General features: G+C 65.3%; 15 protein-coding genes and 1 riboswitch. Of the genes, 6 read left to right on the top strand and 9 right to left on the bottom strand.

All coding sequences use genetic code 11. The annotated features are described in order from the left end of the window. The first annotated feature begins 22 nt into the window (after nt 1–22). Nucleotides 23–1288, top strand: a complete 1266-nt coding sequence (locus tag A0U87_RS23185) for a glutamate-5-semialdehyde dehydrogenase (protein WP_048936778.1) — start codon at nt 23–25, stop codon at nt 1286–1288. A gap of 26 nt (nt 1289–1314) precedes the next feature. Here the strand turns inward: A0U87_RS23185 and kdsA are convergent, their stop codons facing one another. Together kdsA and A0U87_RS23175 are read right to left on the bottom strand one after the other, a co-directional pair. Next, nucleotides 1315–2142: a 3-deoxy-8-phosphooctulonate synthase gene (gene kdsA, locus A0U87_RS23180; RefSeq protein ID WP_048936777.1), complete on the bottom strand. Its 828-nt coding sequence runs from the start codon at nt 2140–2142 to the stop codon at nt 1315–1317. Between the two features lie 5 nt (nt 2143–2147). After that, nucleotides 2148–2441, bottom strand: a complete 294-nt coding sequence (locus A0U87_RS23175) for a hypothetical protein (protein ID WP_004209421.1) — start codon at nt 2439–2441, stop codon at nt 2148–2150. Between the two features lie 21 nt (nt 2442–2462). Between A0U87_RS23175 and A0U87_RS23170 the strand changes: the two genes are divergently transcribed. Beyond that, on the top strand, nt 2463–3587 hold the full coding sequence (locus A0U87_RS23170; RefSeq protein ID WP_048936776.1) for a hypothetical protein: 1125 nt from the start codon (nt 2463–2465) through the stop codon (nt 3585–3587). Then, nucleotides 3584–4951 carry a cytochrome P450 gene (locus tag A0U87_RS23165; protein WP_048936775.1) on the top strand — a complete coding sequence of 456 codons (1368 nt, stop codon included), beginning with the start codon at nt 3584–3586 and terminating at the stop codon, nt 4949–4951. Before A0U87_RS23170 ends, A0U87_RS23165 begins: the two co-directional genes overlap by 4 nt. A gap of 86 nt (nt 4952–5037) precedes the next feature. Here the strand turns inward: A0U87_RS23165 and A0U87_RS23160 are convergent, their stop codons facing one another. The 5 genes from A0U87_RS23160 to A0U87_RS23140 are packed head-to-tail and all read right to left on the bottom strand — an operon-like array spanning nt 5038 to nt 12317. After that, the gene (locus A0U87_RS23160; protein WP_048936774.1) at nt 5038–5391 is read right to left on the bottom strand and encodes a hypothetical protein; all 354 of its coding nucleotides are present in this window, start codon (nt 5389–5391) and stop codon (nt 5038–5040) included. A gap of 13 nt (nt 5392–5404) precedes the next feature. After that, nucleotides 5405–5587: a hypothetical protein gene (locus tag A0U87_RS23155; protein WP_007706813.1), complete on the bottom strand. Its 183-nt coding sequence runs from the start codon at nt 5585–5587 to the stop codon at nt 5405–5407. After that, nucleotides 5584–6489 carry a transglutaminase family protein gene (locus A0U87_RS23150; RefSeq protein ID WP_048936773.1) on the bottom strand — a complete coding sequence of 302 codons (906 nt, stop codon included), beginning with the start codon at nt 6487–6489 and terminating at the stop codon, nt 5584–5586. Before A0U87_RS23150 ends, A0U87_RS23155 begins: the two co-directional genes overlap by 4 nt. After that, entirely contained in the window at nt 6486–8969 is a 2484-nt protein-coding gene (locus A0U87_RS23145; protein WP_048936772.1) for a circularly permuted type 2 ATP-grasp protein, read from the bottom strand. Before A0U87_RS23145 ends, A0U87_RS23150 begins: the two co-directional genes overlap by 4 nt. 3 nt (nt 8970–8972) lie before the next feature. Beyond that, nucleotides 8973–12317 (bottom strand): transglutaminase family protein, encoded by a 3345-nt coding sequence (locus tag A0U87_RS23140; protein ID WP_048936771.1) that lies wholly within the window; start codon nt 12315–12317, stop codon nt 8973–8975. 329 nt (nt 12318–12646) lie between these two features. Between A0U87_RS23140 and A0U87_RS23135 the strand changes: the two genes are divergently transcribed. Both A0U87_RS23135 and A0U87_RS23130 read left to right on the top strand, forming a co-directional pair. Further along, the gene (locus A0U87_RS23135; protein ID WP_048936863.1) at nt 12647–12850 is read left to right on the top strand and encodes a hypothetical protein; all 204 of its coding nucleotides are present in this window, start codon (nt 12647–12649) and stop codon (nt 12848–12850) included. A gap of 149 nt (nt 12851–12999) precedes the next feature. Further along, complete coding sequence (locus A0U87_RS23130; RefSeq protein ID WP_137406043.1) at nt 13000–13356, top strand: DUF805 domain-containing protein; 357 nt, start codon at nt 13000–13002, stop codon at nt 13354–13356. Nucleotides 13357–13427: 71 nt separating this feature from the next. Here the strand turns inward: A0U87_RS23130 and A0U87_RS23125 are convergent, their stop codons facing one another. Then, a complete protein-coding gene (locus tag A0U87_RS23125) occupies nt 13428–15524 on the bottom strand; it encodes a prolyl oligopeptidase family serine peptidase (protein ID WP_048936770.1) in 2097 nt (698 codons plus the stop codon). 22 nt (nt 15525–15546) lie between these two features. Next, a complete protein-coding gene (locus A0U87_RS23120) occupies nt 15547–15831 on the bottom strand; it encodes a hypothetical protein (protein WP_234415687.1) in 285 nt (94 codons plus the stop codon). 109 nt (nt 15832–15940) lie between these two features. Continuing rightward, nucleotides 15941–16048: riboswitch (TPP riboswitch) on the top strand. Nucleotides 16049–16103: 55 nt separating this feature from the next. On the opposite strand from A0U87_RS23120, the gene thiC reads away from it, so the two are divergent. After that, nucleotides 16104–17999: a phosphomethylpyrimidine synthase ThiC gene (gene thiC / locus A0U87_RS23115; RefSeq protein WP_048936769.1), complete on the top strand. Its 1896-nt coding sequence runs from the start codon at nt 16104–16106 to the stop codon at nt 17997–17999. Nucleotides 18000–18028 lie beyond the last annotated feature (29 nt).

Below are 18028 nucleotides of genomic sequence, written 5' to 3'. Positions count from 1 at the left end.
CGGATTTGAAGCGAGATTACCGATGAACGACCTGACGCAGACCCCCGAAATGCTGATCGCGCAGATGGGCGCGCGTGCGCGCCGCGCCGCCGCCCTGCTCGCGCCAGCCGGGGACGCGCAGAAGGTCGACGCGCTGCGTCGCGCGGCCCAGGCTCTACGCGACCAGACGCCCGCCATCCTCGCCGCCAATGCGCGCGACATGGACAATGGCATCGACAATGGCTTGTCCGCCGCGATGCTCGACCGGCTGCGGCTGGACGAGGACCGGATCGCCGCCATGGCCGCCGGCGTCGATCAGGTGGCGACCCTCGACAATCCGCTCGGCAGCGTGATCGACGCCAGGGTGCGCCCCAACGGGCTGGAACTCAGTCGCGTGCGCGTGCCCTTGGGCGTCATCGGCATCATCTACGAAAGCCGCCCCAACGTCACCGCGGACGCCGCCGCCCTCTGCCTGCGCGCCGGTAACGCCGTGATCCTGCGCGGCGGCAGCGAGGCGAAGGAAAGCAACCGCGCCATCCACGCCGCCATGGTGGAGGGGATCGCCGCCGCCGGCCTGCCAGCCGAAGCGGTGCAGCTCATTCCCACCACCGATCGCGCCGTGGTCGGCGCGCTGCTGCGCGCATCGGATTTCGTCGACCTCATCGTGCCGCGTGGCGGCAAGAGCCTGGTCGCGCGGGTGCAGGAAGAGGCGCGGGTGCCCGTGCTCGCCCATCTCGACGGCATCAACCACAGCTATGTCGATGGCGCGGCCGATCCCGCCATGGCGGAAAGCCTGGTCCTCAATGCCAAGCTGCGCCGCACCGGTGTCTGCGGTTCGACCGAAACGGTGCTGATCGACCGCGCCTATGCCCATGCCCCCGCGCTGGTGCAGGCGCTGCTCGACGCCAAATGCGAAGTGCGCGGCGATGAGGCGGTGCAGGGGATGGACGATCGCGTGATCGCCGCTTCGGATGAGGATTGGGATACCGAATATCTCGACGCCATCGTCTCGATCCGGCTGGTCGACGGCGTGGAAGAGGCGATCGCCCATATCGCCGCCCATGCCAGCCATCATACCGACGCGATCATCACCGAGGATGCGGCGGTCGCCGAACGCTTCCTCAATGCCGTCGACAGCGCAATCGTGATGTGGAACGCCTCGACCCAGTTCGCCGATGGGGGCGAGTTCGGCCTGGGTGCGGAAATCGGTATCTCGACCGGCCGGCTCCACGCGCGCGGCCCGGTCGCGCTCGAAGGGCTCACCACCTATAAATGGATCGTGCGCGGTCGCGGCCAGGCCCGACCGTAAGGCGTTTTCGGGGTGAAGGGGGAAACTTACCCCTTCACCACCCTATCGATCGCCTTCAACTGCTTCAGCATCGGCCCGACCCAGTCGAGCTTCAGCATCACCGGCCCGTCCGACGGCGCATTGTCCGGGTCTTCATGCGCCTCCGCGAAGATCGCCGCCACGCCGGCCGCTACCGCGCTGCGCGCCAGCAGGGGCGCATAGTCGCGCTGGCCACCGGAGGCCGATCCCAGCCCGCCGGGCTGCTGCACCGAATGGGTGGCATCGAATACGACGGGATAACCGGTTTCCGCCATCACCGGCAGCGCGCGCATGTCGCTGACCAGCGTATTATAGCCGAAGCTCGCGCCGCGCTCGGTCAGCAATATGCGCTCGTTGCCGGTCGACGCGACCTTTTGCGCCACCGCCGCCATGTCCCACGGGGCCAGGAACTGCCCCTTCTTCACATTGATCACCGCGCCGGTCTTGCCGGCCGCGATCAGCAGGTCGGTCTGGCGACAGAGAAAGGCCGGGATCTGCAGGATGTCCACCGCCTGCGCCGCCGCCTCCACCTGTTCGGGGCCATGAATGTCGGTTAGCACCGGACAGCCCAGCACCGCCTTCACCTCGGCCAGGATCGCCAGCCCCGCGTCGATGCCGACCCCGCGCTTGCCCGATACCGATGTGCGGTTCGCCTTGTCGAAACTGCTCTTGAAGATGAAGGGCACGCCCGCATCCGCCGCGGCCTTCGCCAGCGCATCGGCCATGAACAGCGCATGGTCGCGGCTTTCGATCTGGCAGGGGCCGGAAATCAGGACGAAGGGCAGGTCGTTGCCGAAACTGATCGGGCCGACCTTCACATGCTTGGGATCGCTCATGGCGCTCACTTGGGCGCCTTTGCGAAGCGGCGCAACAATTGTCCGCGCCACAGCCCCTTGCCGGGATGATAATTCCAGCAGAACCAGCCAAAGGTCAGGCAGGCGAGCAGCGAGGGCAGCGCCATCGGATCACCATTGGCCTTCATATGGCGATAGAATGTCATGTCGGCGCGCCAGCGGTCGCGCTCACTGCCGCCGCCATTGATGCCATACATATTGTCATGCTTCCTACAGCCGACATTCCGGTTGTATTTGCGATGGTCTATGAAATAGCAGTAGTCGCGTTCGGGCGTGGTCATGTCCCGATTAGGACCGGGGCAGTGCAGAAATTCAAGCGTAAAGTCTTTTACCTAGGTGGTTTTGATCCGCGCGGCGTCCGTTTCTATCACCAGCTTTACCGCGATCAGGCTGCCCGCTACACCGCGCTGACCGGCGAAGCGGTGGAGGTCAGCGCGCGCCGCGCCGGCCCCGCCAACAGCGCGATCTGGACCGTCACCAACGCCAGCGCCGGGGTCGAGACCGACTATGAATATCTCCGCTGGGAAGACCTGATCGGCAAGGTCTGGATCCGCCATCCCTTCACCCTCGCCTGGCGCGCGGCTCGTGCCTATGCCGGCCATGCCCGGCTGATGCAGTTCGGGCGGATGCGCAAATTGCGCCGCGGCCCGGTCATCACCATCCTCTATCCGCCGATCCTGGCCGTGCTGATCCCACTGCTGCTGGCGCTGGTGCCCGCGCTGCTGCTGTCGCTGCTGCTGCCCTTCTGGATCGCCGCGCTGGTCGGCATCGGCATCAGCGCCTTCTTCTCCGGCCGCATCCTCGACAAGCTGGTCGTGCCCTGGCTGCTGCGCTTCATGACCTATCATGGCGCGCTCGCCGCCGACGGGCCGGGCGATGATCTCAATGCCCGGCTCGACCAGTTCGCCGCCCGCGTCGCGGCGGAGCTGGACGGCAACTGGGACGAGATCCAGCTCGTCACTCACAGTGCCGGCACCATATTGGGCATGAGCCTGCTGCGCCGCATCCTCGCGCTGCGCAGTGGCGTGCTGCCCGACCATTTCGTCATGGTCGGCATGGGACAGGTGGTGCCGGTGATCGGCCTGCGCCGCGACGCGCGCTGGTATCATGCCGACCTGAAAGCCCTGTCCGACCAGCATTTCCGCTATGTCGACATCAGCTCGCCGCCCGACGGCGCAGCCTATTACAATGTCAATCCGCTGCGCCTTGTCGCCGATCAATTTGCCGCGCGGGTGGACATGCTATCGCCGCGTTTCCATCTCTTCTACTTGACCGAAAATTATCACGGGGGCTGGTCCAACAAATATGAGGCGCATTTCGATTATCTCAGGGTCGGCGACCGCCTGTCGCCGCTGGATTTCGTGAGCCTTACCGCCGGCCGCCGCACCGTGGACGAAGCTGTCGCCGCCTTCCGGACGATCCCGTGAGCGCGCCCTTCACGCCGCCCTATCCCGAGCCGCCCAAGTCGAAGCGCGGCCTGATCAAACGGTTCCTGCGCGGCTGGCACAGCTGGATCCATGTGCTGTTCGACAAAAGCTATACGATGAAGATGGGCGAGATCCGCATGCCGGGTCAGACCATGTATATCGCCAACGAACTGCCGCTGGTGGACAAGATCCTCAAGGGCGGCACCGCCTTCCCCAAGCATAGCGAACTGGTCCGCAATCTCGATCCGCTGATCGGCAATTCGGTCTTCTCCGCCAATGGCGAGGATTGGGAAAGCCAGCGGGCGATGGTCAATCCCGCCTTCGCCCATACCGCGCTCAATCGCTCCATGCCGCTGATGGTCGCCGCCGCCGACGATCTGCTCGCCCGGCTCGATGCCGCCGATCGCACGAAGCCGGTCGATATCGACCCGATGATGACCCATGTCGCGGCCGACATCATCTTCCGCACCCTCTTCTCGCAGACGCTGGACGAGGAACGCTCCAACATCATCCACACCGCCTTCGGCCGGTTCCAGCGGCTCGCCCATTCGGCCTCGATGCTGCGCCTCTACGGCATTCCGGCTGGCTGGTTCGAAAAGCGCTCGAAAGGGCCGGCCCGCGCCATCCATGACGTGTTCCGTCCGATCGTCGAAGCCCGCTACGAAGGCTATCATGGCCGGGGCGAGGCGCCCCATCGCGACATTCTCCAGTCGCTGATCGAGGTGCAGGACGCGCAGACCGGCGCCCATTTCACCTGCGAACAGGTGATGGAACAGGTCTCGACCATCTTCCTCGCCGGCCATGAAACCTCGGCCAGCACCATGACCTGGGCGCTCTACATGCTCGCCGAATGCGCCCATATCCAGGATCGGGTGCGCGCCGAAGTGGCCGGCATCGCCGGCGACGATGTGCTGACCGCGCCGATGCTCAAGGATATGGGTCATGTCCGCAACATCTTCCGCGAAACGCTGCGCCTCTATCCGCCGGTCGCCTTCTTCCCGCGCGAAGTCACCTGTCCGATGGAGATGCGCGACAAGAGCCTTGAGGAAGGATCGATGCTGGTCGTCGCGCCCTGGCTGACCCAGCGCAACAAGGATAATTGGGCCTGCCCGCACGCCTTCGATCCCGACCGGTTCGATGACCCGGCCAATGCCGACATGGTGAAACAGGCCTGGTTCCCCTTCGGTCGCGGCCCGCGCGTCTGTGTCGGCGCCGGCTTCGCCCAGCAGGAAGTGATGACCGTGATCGCCTCGGTCATCCGCTGCTACCGCCTCACCATGCCCGCCGGCTTCAAACCCGAACCCATCAGCCGCCTCACCATCCGCCCCAGGACCGGCATGAAGCTGCTGTTCGAGCGGGTGTAACTTTATCCCTCTCCCGCGTGCGGGAGAGGGAGGGGCCCGCCGCGTAGCGGTGGGAGGGTGAGGGCTTTCACCGATGCGCGGACCAGTCATTTGCCGTGAAAGGCGTCGATGATCTGTCGTTCCGTGAGTTTTTGCTCTCGTGCCCACTGGATCAGGAACTCGGCCAGATAAGCGTTGATCGGTTCGTCACCCCTTGTCAGGCCGACGGAAAGGCGCAGGCATCCTTGCTCGTTAGGCGATTGTGACTGGATCGAGGCCCATAGCATATCTCGCAATGGCGCCATGGAGTCGGGGCTATCCCGCCGATCAAACGCCACCAATATATTTCGTTGCAGAGGACTGATCAGCGGCATGTGCCGATGCAGCGCACGAATAACGGGCCACGTCCTCGGCGCAATAGTCCCGGAATCGATCTCTTCGATGAGGGAGTCGGCGTTCATGGCGCCGTCCCAATCACTTCCCGCCCTGCGCCGCCGGCAGTTCCACCTGCACCTGCGTCGGGATCGGCGCGGCCATGATCGCGATCCCGGCGACGATCCCCAGCACGCCCCACACCCAGCGCTTCGCGCGCAAATCCATGACGCCGCGCGCCAGGCAGTAAAGGCCGGCCAGGACCAGGATGATGGCGGCGATCATGCGACTTCCTCTTTTGCCTTTTCGTCTTCTGGCACGACATCGACGGCAACGCTGATGCTCTGGCCCGATCCGCCGACGAACAGCCCGTCCATCGGCGCGACATCGGCATAGTCGCGGCCCATGGCGATGAACAGATGATCCTCGCCGGTGATGACGCCATTGGTGGGGTCGAAGCCGATCCAGCCGCGCGTCGGCCCGCACCACAGCATCACCCAGGCATGCATGGCATCGGCGCCGACCAGCCGGGGCATGCCCGGCGGCGGATAGGTGCGCAGATATCCGCTGACATAGGCGGCGGGCAGGCCAGCGAGGCGCAGCGCCACCACCATCACATGGGCGAAATCCTGGCACACGCCATGGCGCGCGGCAAAGGCGTCGGCCACCGGCGTGCCGGCATCGGTGGCGCTGGGGTCATAGGCGAAGTCCGCCTTGATCCGCTGCGCAAGTTCCCATGCCGCCGAGACGATCGGCCGATCGGGCGCCAGCATGTCGCCCGCCCAGCTGCCGATCGCGTCCAGCATCGGCGCGCGGGGCGAGGCATAGAGATATTGCGCGGGGGCAGAGGCGCTGATGTCGCGATCCGCCAGCGCCGCGCGCGCCACCATGGCGATGCTGGGATCGTCATCCTGCGGCAGGATCGGCGCGCCGCCCGCCACCCCGGCGCGGAACTGGCTCTCGATCGTCAATTGCCGCAATGGCTGGTCGATCACCAGTCGCTCGACATGCACCGGCCAGGCGCCCGGCCGCGCCTCGATCGACAGCGGCGCAGGATCGACGCTCAGGGCATAGTCGGCGGTCCATTGCCCGGCCCAGGCCATCGGCCGCAAGCGCAGATTGAAGCGGGCGACCCGCACCGGCGCGCCATAGCGCAATATGCTTCTGTGCCGGACATGGTAGATCATGACAGAAGCTCTGCGCCCTCGACCTTTTCCGTCTTGCGGACCTGCAGGAAATAGCGCTGGCCGATCGCGTCGGACAAGGCGAGCAGCCGGCTTTCGATATCGGTCAGCGCCGCCATGGTCAGCATGTCCCCGGTCAGCGGCGCCAGCGTCGCCGCCAGCGCGCCGGCCAGCCGCTGCGGTTCCTCCGGCATGCCATCACCGCGCAGCGTCGGCAAAGCGGCGACATGCTCGGCAATGCGCTGCGCCTGATAGGCGATCGATCGGGGATTCTGCGGCTCCAGCGCCACCAGATCGCGCACCGGCGGCAGCGACGGGCCGGTCAGATAGCGGTTGCGATAGCTGATCTGGCTGTCATGCAGGTCGAGCAGCACGGTCAGGTCGTCGGCCGTCGCCCAGTCGCTGCCCAGCAGCAAGGTCAGCCGGGATCCGGTGATCGCCCGCTCGATCCGCCGCCCCATATCATGGAAGCGCCAGCCCTCGGTGCGCGCCATATTCTCCGCCGCCAGGCCCGACAGCGCCGAAATCCGTTCGATCATGCGCGATGCCGCATCCAGCAGCGTCTCGGTCACCGCCCCGTCGAACGCCGGCAGCGGCAGGCGCACCAGCCGCCAGAAATCGGTCGCCAGCCGATCGCGCAGCCCCTCGCCGATATTGGCGACCACGCCCATCAGCGCGCGCACGCTGCCCGGCTGGCGCGCATCGCCCAGCGCCTGCGCGCATAGGGCACCGACCGGCTGCGCCGCGTTTCCGGTCGCGCCCCACAGCGCCAGCTGTCCCGCCAGCCGCGCCATGGTCGGCGAATCCGACGACGGCCCCATATCGACCTCGATCGATTCGCCGATGACCGCGCGGATCACCCGCAACGTCATTTCGGTCCGCTCGATATAGCGGCCCAGCCAGTAGAGATTGTCCGCCGCCTTGGTCGGCAACAGCCCGCCGATCCGCCGGATCGCCGGTGCGCCGCCATCGCCTAACAGCGTATCGGGCGGCACCGGCTGGCTGTCGATCACGCACATGTCCGCCGACATGTCGCCCTCGCCCATCAAGGCGGCGCGAATATCGCCATGCGCGGCCAGCCGGGCAAAGGCGCCGGGCATGATCCGCCATTGGCCCAGCCCATCGCGCGCCACGAACACGCGCAGGGTGAAGGGCAGGGGCGTCAGCCGCCCGCCGACGATCGCCGGGGTAGTGGACAATTTCACCACTTCCTGCCCGACATAGTCCATCGGCCGCCGCGCCATCGCCTCCAGCAGGGTGGCGCGCTGGTCCGCGTCCAGCGTCGATCCCTGCACCGACCGCGCCGGTCCAAGCCCCGCCGCATCCCGGTCGAATGCCGCCCCCACCAGCAACTCGTCCAGATGGCCGGTCACATGGCCGCGCTCGCGCTCCTGCCCGCACCACCAGGTGGCGATATTGGGCAGCAGCAATTCGGTGCCCAGCAACGCTTTCGCCAGTTGCGGCAGGAAGGCGGCAAAGGCGCGCGCCTCGATCACGCCCGCGCCCGGCCAGTTGCTGACCATCAACCCGCCGCGCGCGCAGGCATCATACAGGTCGGGCACGCCGATCCGCGATTCCCCGTCGAACGCCAGCGGGTCGAGGAAGCGGCTGTCCATCCAGCGCCACAGCCCGTCGATCCGCTTCAGCCCCTCGATCGTGCGCACGAACAGGCGCCCGTCGCTGACGATCAGGTCATCGCCCTCGACCAGCATCAGGCCCAGATAACGGGCCAGATGCGCCTGTTCGGCATAGCTCTGGTTGAACCGGCCCGGCGTCAGCAGGCCAATACGCGGATCGGCGCGCTGGCAATCGACCGCCAGGCCCCGGCGCAGGTCGGCGAAGAAGGGCGCCAGCCGCCGCGTGTTCATCGCGCCCAGCAGATCGCCGGTCGCGCGCGACAGCGCCAGCCTGTTCTCCAGCGCATAGCCGACGCCTACGGGCGTGCGCACCCGGTCGGCCAGCACCCGCCATTCGCCGTCCGGCCCGCGTCCCAGATCGGCAGCATAGAAATGGAGATAATGGCCACGCGGCGGCGCCGCCCCGGTCATCACCCGCCAATAATGCGGGCTGCCGGTCACCACGGCGGCGGGCAGCTTGCCCTCGCGCACCAGGCTCTGGGTGCTGTAGATGTCGCTGATCACCCGCTCCAGCAGCTCGGCCCGCTGCATCAGCCCCTGCTCGATCCGGGTCCATTCGCCAGCGCCGATCAGCATCGGGATCGGGCTCAGCGGCCAGGGCCGCTCCTGCTCGTCGCCGGTCAGGCGGAACGCCAGGCCCAGATCCTGCGCCTGCCGCTCGACATTGCCGGCCAGCGTCGCCGGATCGCCCTGTCCCTGTTCCGACAATCGATCCAGCATCGCCCGCCAGCGTGGCGCCATCTCTGCCGGCGCCCCGGCGAACAGGTCGCCGCCCGACGCGCGCGCCAGATAGTCGCCGGCCCAGCCGGACGCTTCGAGACCCGGCAGGACAGGCGAGTCGGTCATCGTCTAATATTCGGGATGCCTGAACCGAAGGTCCAGCGTCATCGGAAATTCGCTTGGGGGCTCGGCCGGCGGCATGTCGACGGGGCCGGGCGTATGGCCATGATCCTGGAACCGCGCCTTGCGCCGCGCCTCCGCCTCATAGCTGTTGATCGGCACATCGTCATAATTGCGCCCGCCCGGATGGGCGACATGATAGACGCAGCCGCCCAGCGACCGCCCGCTCCAGCTATCGAAGATATCGAAGGTCAGCGGCGCATTGGCGGGCAGGTTGGGGTGCAGGCAATTGGCCGGCGCCCATGCCTTGTAGCGCACGCCGCCCACCGCCTCGCCCGGCACGCCCGTTGGCGTCATCGGCACCCGCCGGCCGTTGCAGCTGACGATATGGCGCCCGGCGACCAGGCCGGACACGCGCACCTGCAACCGCTCGGTCGAACTGTCGACATAGCGCACCGTGCCGCCGATCGCGCCGGTCTCGCCCAGCACGTTCCACGGCTCCAGCGCATGGCTGATTTCCAGCCCGACGCCGCCGGCCTCCACGCTGCCATGCACCGGGAAGCGGAACTGGCGCTGCGCCTCGAACCAGTTGGGATCGAAATCATAGCCCGCCTGGCGCAGGTCGTTCAGCACTTCCAGGAAATCGGCCCAGACGAAATGGCCCAGGAAGAAACGGTCGTGCAGCGCCGTGCCCCAGCGCACCAGATTGCCCTGCTGCGGCTCGCGCCAGAACCAGGCGGTCAGCGCGCGCAGCAGCAATTGCTGGGCCAGGCTCATCTGCGGGTCTGGCGGCATCTCGAACCCGCGAAACTCGACGAGGCCCAGGCGCCCGGTCGGGCCATCGGGCGAGAACAGCTTGTCGATGCAGATTTCGGTGCGATGGGTGTTGCCGGTCACATCTACCAGCAGGTTGCGGAACAGCCGGTCCACCAGCCAGGGCGGCGGCAGCTTGTCCGCGCCGTCACGCACCGGATTGGGCACCTGCGCCAGCGCGATCTCCAGCTCATAGAGGCTGTCGTGCCGTGCCTCGTCGATGCGCGGCGCCTGGCTGGTCGGGCCGATGAACAGGCCGGAAAACAGATAGGAGAGGGAGGGGTGCCGCTGCCAGTAGAGGACGAAGCTCTTCAAGAGGTCCGGCCGGCGGATGAACGGGCTGTCGTTCACGCTTGCCCCGCCCAGCACCAGATGATTGCCGCCGCCGGTGCCGACCGACCGGCCATCGACCATGAACTTGTCGGCGGTCATCTTCACTTCGCGGGCATCCTCATAGACGCCCTGCGTGATCGCCACCGTTTCCGCCCAGCTTGTTGCCGGCTGGATATTCACCTCGACCACGCCGGGGTCGGGCGTCACCTTCAGCACGTTGACGCGCGGGTCGGACGGCGGGGCATAGCCCTCGATCCGCACCGGGATGCGGGTCGCCTCGGCCACCTTCTCGACCTCAGCAATCAACTCCAGATAATCGTCCAGCGTCTTCACCGGCGGGATGAAGACCGACAGGAAATTGCCGCGCGGCTCGACCGTGACGGCGGTGCGCACGGCGCCTTCGATGAACACCTGTTCCTGCCGGTCCTGATGCTCGGCCTGCGCCACTTCGGACCGCTCGAACCGTTCCGCCGGCGCGCTGGTTTCGGCTTCCGCCTCGGCACGATAATCGGCCAGCGGTTCACGCGGTTCGCTCGTGTCCTGCGGGTGGATATAGGGAAAATCGGACGGTGGCACATAGGGCAGGGTGCCCAGCGGCAGGCGGTATCCCAGTGCGGAATCCCCCGGCACCGCGAACAGCGCCTTGCGCCGTACCTTCCACACCTCGCTCTGCCAGCGCGGCGCACTCGCCTGCGTCTGCCAGCGCTGGATCGGCAGCACATAGCCGACCGTCTTGCTAAGGCCGCCCTCGAACGCGCGCACCATCCGGCTGCGCTCCTCGGGATTGTCGAACTTGGGGTCGCCCGGCTCGGTATTGGCGGGCAGTTCCGCCTCCTTCACCGACCAGGCCAGCGCATCCTCATACACCGGCTGGACGAAATCCGTCTCAACTCCCAGCCCGTCCGCCATGGCGGTCAGGAAGCGGCCGGCATCCTCGGCGGTAATGGTCGTATCGCCCGCCTCCGGCTCGCCCGCGATCAGCCCGGCATCGCGCCAGATCGGCACGCCGTCCGCCCGCCAGTAGATGGAATAGCCCCAGCGCGGCAGGCTTTCGCCCGGATACCATTTGCCCTGGCCATGATGCAGCAGCGCGCCCGGCGCAAAGCGGTCGCGCAGCCGCCGGATCAGCCGGTCGGCATAGCCCGCCTTGGTCGGCCCGACCGCATCGCCATTCCATTCGCCCGCCTGCGGGTCGTCGACCGCGACGAAGGTCGGCTCGCCGCCGGTGGTCAGCCGCACATCCTGTGCGATCAGGTCCGCGTCCACCTGTTCGCCCAGCGCCATCAGCGACGCCCAGCGCCCCTCGGTAAAGGGCTTGGTGATCCGTACCGCCTCGGCAATGCGGCTGACATTCATCGCAAAATTGAAATCGACCTCGGCCGGCTCGGCCATGCCGCTGATCGGGGCGGCGGACCGATAATGGGGCGTGGCGCAGAGCGGGATATGCCCTTCGCCCGCGAACATGCCGCTGGTCGCATCAAGCGCGATCCAGCCGGCGCCGGGCACATAGGCTTCGGCCCAGGCATGCAGGTCGACCACATCCTGGGTGACGCCCTTGGGCCCCTCGATCGGCTCGACATCGGCAACCAGCTGGATCGAATAGCCCGACACGAAACGCGCGGCAAAGCCGAGGCGTCGCAGCAGCTGCACCAGCAGCCAGGCGGAATCGCGGCACGATCCGGTGCCGATGTCCAGCGTCTCCTCGGGCGTCTGCACGCCGGTTTCCATGCGGATGACATAGCCGATGCGCTGCTGCAGCTTGCTGTTCACATCGACCAGGAAGTCGATCGTCCGGCCCTCGAACGACGCATGCTGCGCGACCAGCGCCTCGAACAACGGCCCCTGCGCCTCGACATCATAATAGGCCGCCAGGTCCGTCCCCAGCGTCTCGTCATAGGTGAAGGGGTAATTTTCCGCATAGGGTTCGACGAAGAAGTCGAACGGGTTGATGATATCCAGATCGGCCAGCAGGTCGACCTCGATACTGAAATGATCGACCGGATCGGGAAAGACGATCCGCGCCAGCCAGTTGCCGTGCGGGTCCTGCTGCCAGTTGAGGAAATGGTTCGCCGGCTCGATCTTCAGCGCATAATTGGGGATCTTGGTGCGACTATGCGGCGCGGGCCGCAATCTTATCACTTGCGGACCCAGACGGATCGGGCGGCTATAGCGATAGGCGGTCAGGTGGTGCAGCGCGGCCTTGAGCATGATGCGATCAGAAACCACGCTTTGCTGCAATGCAATGCGAAACTGTCGCCTCGACAAAGATTCTCGCAATTTCCGTTCGCGTCAGCCCCGGCCATCCCCTCATTTAACCGACGTCATCCCGGACCCTTCGACAGGCTCAGGGCAGGCTTGATCCGTGATCCATTCGGCGCTTTCGCGCGGGTGTAACGCCGAATAGATCCTAACTTCCGTCAGGATGGCGCAGGTCGAGATTGGCAGGGAGCGACCATTTTTTGCCGGTCGATAGGCTTCAAGGCCTTCCTGATAGCGGACATCAAGCGATTAGGCTAAAACGGCGGAAGGAGACCACCATGCCCACCGTCGAAGTGTTTGAAAAAGATGAGATGACACCCCTCTTTCAAGGCGATTTCTCTTTTTTGCCCCGGATAGGGGAATACATCTCCAAGGATGCGGGAGGGTATTTCGACTACTACAATGTGGTTGAGGTCTGGCATCGCGAAGAGGGCGCAACTGGCGTCTTTCGAGCGTGCATTCGTGTTGAAATCAACGACTAGGCCATAGCCGGCGATAGGCAGCATACGACCATTTTTAGACGTTCTCGAAAAATAAGGAAATGTCCGAAAACAGCCATCTGCTCCGGCATCATAGCCGTACGGTTTCATAGGTGATATGCGGACGATAAATTCGACACGTGGAGATTGACTTGAAAGCATTCGCAGAGCGCTCCCGCTACCGCCCCGCATCGGCAGCGCTGTTCGTGATGTCCTATATTGCTCTGGCTGGAATTTTCGCTGGAGTTCCTAGCTGGCTTTGCTTTCTAATCGCTGCGGCCGCTTGGATCGCTTTGGCAACCATTACTCTCCATCGTCTGCGTGATAGTGGGCTCTCGGGCGCATGGATTTTATTGATGATCCTGAAATTTGGTGTCGGTCCTGATTGGCACCTTTCGGATTATGTGACGATGGATATCGGCGGCTCCATTCTCGCATGCGTGCCAATCATTCTAGGCTGGATTTTCCCTGCCAAGCATAACGGCAGCTATAGCTCTTCAGCGAACTGAAACCTGACTTTCCGCTACCCACCCATCCCGGCCATTCGGTCCGCACTGGATTTGTCCACGCGGCCTGGCCCCTATTTCCCCTCCAGCCTTTGGCTGAAATAGACCATCTGCATCGCCTGCAACCGCGCACCCTGTTCGATATCGGCGTCGCCCGAATGGCCGCCGGCGGTGTCCTCGTAGAAGAGATAGGGCAGGCCATAGTCCTTCAACCGCGCGGCGAACTTGCGCGCATGCTGCGGCCCGACCCGGTCGTCCTTGGTCGTGGTCCAGATATAGGGCGTGGGATAGGCCACATCCTTGCGGATATTGGCATAGGGCGAGATTGTCTCGAGGAACGCCTTCTCCTCCGGCACCGACACGCTGCCATATTCATCGACCCAGGATGCGCCGGCGGCGATCTGTTCATAGCGGATCATGTCGAGCAGCGGCACCTGGATCACCACCCCGTTCCACAGCTCGGGATGCTGGTTGAACTCCACCCCCATCAACAGCCCGCCATTGGACCCGCCATAAATGCCGAATTTCTGCGGGCTGGACAGTTTGCGCGCAAAGATATCCTGCGCCACCGCCGCGAAATCATCATAGATGATCTGGCGCTTGGTCTTGAGGCCCGCCTCATGCCAGGCCGGGCCGAACTCGCCGCCGCCGCGGATATTGGCCAGCACGAAACTATTGCCCCGCTCCAGCCACAGCTTGCCGGTGATCGCGGCATAGCTGGGCGTCATCGGCACCTCGAAGCCGCCATAGGCGGTCATGATCGTCGGCGTGCTGCCGTCGGGCGTCATCCCCTTCTTGTGGACGATGAAATAGGGAATTTTGGTTCCGTCGGTGGACGTCGCCTCAAATTGTTCGACCACAAGGCCCGCCGCATCGAACCGCGCCGGCATCGCCTTGACCTGTACCGGCTTCGGGTCGGCCGCGTCCATCGCCCACAATGTCGTCGGCGCCAGGAAGCCCGCGACGCTCAGATAGACCTGGTCGCTCTTGTCGGATGCGGCGACCGTGCTGATCGTCGCGTTGTCGGGCAGGTCGACCGGCTGCGCGGTCCATCCCGTGGCCCCGCGCGCATAGACCCGCACCCGCCCGCGCACATTGTCGTTGAGGCTCAGCACGACCCGATTCTTCGTCGCCACCACCCCGTCGATCGACTGGCGCGGCGTCGGCGCGAACAGGATTTCGGGGGTCAGCACGCCGCCATCCTGCAAGGCTTTCAGCGCCACGCTCGCCAGCGCGCCCGCCGGCACGGTCACGCCGCCGCTAGTCCATTCCTCGCTGGTCTGGATCAGCACCTGCCCGTCGACCATGCCCTGCAACTGGCTTTTGGCCGGCAGCGCCAGCCGCTTCGTCCCCTGCGCCGTCAGCAACCAGGTCTCGTTGCCGAAGAAGGTGACGCCGCGAAACAGGAAGGCGGCCCGATTGCCCTGCCCATCGCTCAGCAGGATGGGCATCGACATAAGCTGGTCGCTCGCCGCGCCGCGAAACACTTCCTGCGCGTCGTCCAGCTTCTGCCCGCGCTTCAGCGTCTTGACGACAAAGGGATAGCCCGACTTGGTCAGGCTGTCCGCCCCCCAGTCGCGCGACAGGAGGAGCGTATCCTTGTCCAGCCACACCGCATTCTGCTTGGCGTTGGGAATGTCGAACCCGCCCGGCACGAATGTGCCGTCGACCAGGTCGAACTCGCGCAGCCGCACCGCATCCTCGCCGCCATCCGATAGCGCCAGCAGCGCGATCCGTTCCTCGGGGTCGAGGATCACTGCGCCCTTCCAAACCCATTTCCTGCCTTCCGCCTTGGACAGCGCATCCAGGTCCAGCACGGTCGTCCAGCTCGGCGACGCCGACGCATAATCGGCCTCGGACGTATAGCGCCATACGCCCTGCGGATGGTCGGCATCGCGCCAGAAATTATAGATGCGGCCATGGATCAGCATCGGCATCGCGATCCGGTCCTTGGCCGATGCGATCGCCAGCGCGTCTTTGAAATAGCCGGCATAACGCGGATCGCCCTGCAGCGTGGCGACGGTCGCCTTGTTCTCTGCCTCCACCCACTGCATCGCGCGCGGCCCGGTCCAGTCCTCCAGCCAGACGAACGGATCGTCGGCCGGAGCGGGGGCGGGCGCGCCAGCGCCGGTCAGCAAGGCAGCAGAAACCATCGTCAAAAACCTCTTCATTGCGCCCCCCCCTTTGTTGTCCTCAATCCCGCGCGAGCTGGCCCTTCAGATAGCGCCGCCGCAACACCGCGCCCGCCACCAGCAAGGGCAGCGACGCGGCACAGGCGATCAGCCCCAGCAGCATCGGTGACCAGCCCATCAGGCTGTGGACGCCAAAGGCCGAGGGCAGGATCAGCAGCAGCGCCCCCAGCGTCAGCAGCCACAGCCCCCAGCGCCGCGGCCGTACCGCCACCATCCGCATCTCGTGCCGCAACGCCTTGCGCCGGGCCTTCTCGGAATCGGGATGGGGTGGGGCGCTGTTCTGCACGATCGGCCTCTTGCTGGATATTCTTCCAGTTATGGTCTCCATCGCCCCGGCGCAAGGCGATCGGCTCGCGAGGGGCTTCCCCTGCCGCCGCGCTTGCGCTATCCATTGCCCATATCCCCGGGGGACCGTCCGCAGACGGTTGAGAGGCGGCTTTGTGGCCGCGACCCGCTGAACCTGATCCAGTTGACACTGGCGTAGGGAGGGAAGCGCGTCGTGCCACTCATCCCGTGACACCACCCGCACTCTCTCTCCGCCTGAAGGAGAGAGACAATATGGCAGATGTCCCCGCCCGCACCGAAATGCGCGTCACGACCGGGCCCATTCGCGGCTCGAAGAAGATTCATGTCGGCCCGCGCAAGGTCGCCATGCGCGAGATTCATCTGGAGCCGGGCAGCGGCGAGCCGCCGGTCCGCGTCTATGACACCTCCGGCCCTTATACCGATCCGGATACGCATATCGACATCATGGCCGGCCTCCAGCAGCTTCGCCGCGACTGGATCCGCGATCGCGGCGATGTCGAGGAATATGACGCGCGCGAGATCAAGCCGGAGGATAATGGCCTGAAAGGGCCGGACCGTTCGGGCGGCGTCCAGCCCTTCCCGAACGTGGTGAAGCGCCCGTTGCGCGCCAAGCCCGGCGCCAACGTTTCCCAGATGCATTATGCCCGCCGCGGCATCATCACCCCGGAAATGGAATATGTCGCCGAGCGCGAGAATCTCGGCCGCGCCCGCCTCGCCGAATATGTCCGCGACGGCGAAAGCTGGGGCGCGTCGATCCCCGATTATGTGACGCCGGAATTCGTGCGCGATGAAGTCGCCCGTGGCCGCGCGATCATCCCGTCGAACATCAACCACCCGGAATCCGAGCCGATGGCGATCGGCCGCAATTTCCTGGTGAAGATCAACGCCAATATCGGCAACTCGGCGGTCGCCTCCGACGTCGCCTCCGAAGTCGACAAGCTGGTCTGGTCGATCCGCTGGGGCGCCGACACGGTGATGGACCTGTCGACCGGCCGCAACATCCACGACACGCGCGAATGGATCATCCGCAACTCGCCCGTGCCGATCGGCACCGTCCCCATCTATCAGGCGCTCGAAAAGGTCGGCGGCATCGCCGAAGACCTGACCTGGGACATTTTCCGCGACACGCTCATCGAACAGGCCGAACAGGGCGTCGACTATTTCACCATCCATGCGGGCGTCCGCCTCGCCTATATCCCGATGGCGGCGAAGCGCGTCACCGGCATCGTCTCGCGCGGCGGATCGATCATGGCGAAATGGTGCCTGGCGCACCACAAGGAGAGCTTCCTCTACGATCATTTCGACGAGATCACGGAGATCATGAAGGCCTATGACATCGCCTATTCCCTGGGCGACGGCCTGCGCCCCGGCTCGATCGCCGACGCAAACGACGAAGCGCAATTCTCCGAACTCTACACGCTGGGCGAACTGACCCACCGCGCCTGGAAACAGGATGTGCAGGTGATGATCGAAGGGCCGGGCCATGTGCCCATGCACAAGATCAAGGAGAATATGGAAAAGCAGTTGCAGGTCTGCGGCGAAGCGCCCTTCTATACGCTCGGGCCGCTCACCACCGACATCGCGCCGGGCTATGACCATATCACCAGCGGCATCGGCGCGGCGCAGATCGGCTGGTATGGCACGGCGATGCTCTGCTACGTCACGCCCAAGGAGCATCTGGGCCTGCCCGACCGCGATGATGTGAAGGTCGGCGTCGTTACCTACAAGCTTGCCGCCCACGCCGCCGACCTTGCCAAGGGGCATCCGGCCGCCAAGGTCCGCGACGACGCGCTCAGCCGCGCGCGTTTCGAGTTCCGCTGGCGCGACCAGTTCAACCTGTCCCTGGACCCCGACACCGCCGAACAATATCATGACCAGACGCTCCCGGCCGAAGGCGCCAAGAGCGCGCATTTCTGCTCGATGTGCGGCCCCAAATTCTGCTCGATGAAGATCACACAGGAAGTGCGCGACTTTGCCGCCAAGAAGAACCAGCCCGCTGACGGTTTCCTAGAAGCCGGTCTCACCGGCGCGGAAGTCGCCGAAGCCAGCAAGGCCGCCGCGTTGAAAGGCATGGAAGAGATGAGCAAACTCTTCAAGGAAACCGGCAGCGAACTCTATATGGGCGCCGGCGGCAGGGAGCATGATTGAGGCTTTGGCACCCGGTAACTTTCTCGATT

The organism is Sphingobium sp. MP9-4 (assembly GCF_005281675.1).
Classification (GTDB): domain Bacteria; phylum Pseudomonadota; class Alphaproteobacteria; order Sphingomonadales; family Sphingomonadaceae; genus Sphingobium; species Sphingobium yanoikuyae.
This window is presented reverse-complemented; position numbering and strand designations above follow the sequence as displayed.